Genomic DNA, 1,492 nt, shown 5'->3' with positions numbered 1-1,492 from the left:
TACATAAATATTTTTTACACTGATTATAAATTTGAAAAGCACACTTCTATGAGTAGACTTCCGCAAGGGTGCTACAAGGTCTCTTTTAATTTTTAAGGGGTACACCTGAATCCTAATTCAGAGCAGACAGTGGCGGTTTATCACCAGGCTGCAAATTCCGTCCAGCGGTGGGTGTACCAGGTAATCTTTTCTTATTTATTTAACCAGTTTTTTATAATTTTATATGGCTGACCCAAACAGAGCGAAGCAATGCAGACGTGCAACTTTGCAAGGGATAAGTCAGTTTCGACGGAATTTTTCCTGTTCGATGAAGAGACTGGTTTTATGATCAGTCTCTATTTTTTTTCTGAAAAATTCCTGAGAAAAATGCCTTAAAAAACGTATGAAGTTCACCCGGCCAGCAGACCGCTTACATAGGGAGTTTTTTTTCTCAGCACATAATTTATTCTTGCCAGCAGATGACGTGCAATTTTGATGATAGCTTTGTTTTTATGCATGCGTTTGCAATAGTCTTTATATTTCATCAGCATGGCAGGATCTTTTTTTATGAGCACCCAGCTGCTTTCAATTAATGCTTCACGTAAGTAGGTGTTTCGACGGTGAGTAAGTCCTTTGTTTCTTTTGGTATCGCCACTATCGTCGGTATCGGGTACCAGGCCTACATAGCTGCAAAGATTGTCAAATGTTTTAAAACGAAAAATGTCCTGTAGCTCAAATAAAATGATGGCGGCATTTATTTCACCTATGCCGGGGATACTTAGTATCAATTGCATTAACGGCCAGTAAGTTGGTTGTTTATATAATTGGCGAATAGCCCTGGTGCTTTGAAGCAATAAATTTCGTTTATGCAGAAAATCCTGCAATTTAATTTGCAGTGCAGCTTTTAATTCGGGACTGCTATTACAATCCATTTCTTCCAGCTTTTTAATAAACTTCCGGCTCCAGTATTGACCTGTTTCTGTTTTGTCTGGTGCCTGAAGTGAACTAAAATGCAGGAAGTGCCAGATACGGCATTTGCAGCGGGTGCTGTCGCTAATTTGTTGCTGTCGGTTACGAACCAATGTACGGGCATGCTCCCACGCAAGGGAAGGCACATAAAGACTTTTTAAATCTTTTTTACTACTTAATTCCTGGCTAATACTACGGGCATCACGTTTATCATTTTTTTGCCTGCGGTCTTTGTCTCCTTTTGGAATATCAGCAGCATTAAGCAGGACACATTCTATACCAAGAGCTGAAAGCTGACGTTGAATGCCGAAACCGCAAAAACCAGCTTCATACCCTGCCTTGTATTTTGCACCGGGATAGTTTTTTGAAAGGTGCTTGTGCAATAAATAGGCATCGGCTGGCTGGGTAAAATCTTTTAACTCCAATTCTGTATCACGGAGATTTACACGCCAGCTTACTTTGTGTACATCCAAACCACAAAAAATGGTAGTACCTGTAAAATCTAATTGATTAACTTTAGTCATGGGTATTAAGTTTTATAATG

At 39.5% G+C, this 1,492-nt stretch carries 1 protein-coding gene; it reads right to left on the bottom strand.

What is annotated here, in order from left to right:
- Nucleotides 1-389: 389 nt before the first annotated feature.
- Nucleotides 390-1,472 (bottom strand): IS110 family RNA-guided transposase, encoded by a 1,083-nt coding sequence (locus QWZ08_RS28140; RefSeq protein WP_290341376.1) that lies wholly within the window; start codon nucleotides 1,470-1,472, stop codon nucleotides 390-392.
- Nucleotides 1,473-1,492 lie beyond the last annotated feature (20 nt).

The organism is Ferruginibacter paludis, from assembly GCF_030409685.1.
Classification (GTDB): domain Bacteria; phylum Bacteroidota; class Bacteroidia; order Chitinophagales; family Chitinophagaceae; genus Ferruginibacter; species Ferruginibacter paludis.
The sequence above is the reverse complement of the archived record's forward strand: the minus strand, read 5'-3'. Positions and strand labels throughout refer to the sequence as shown.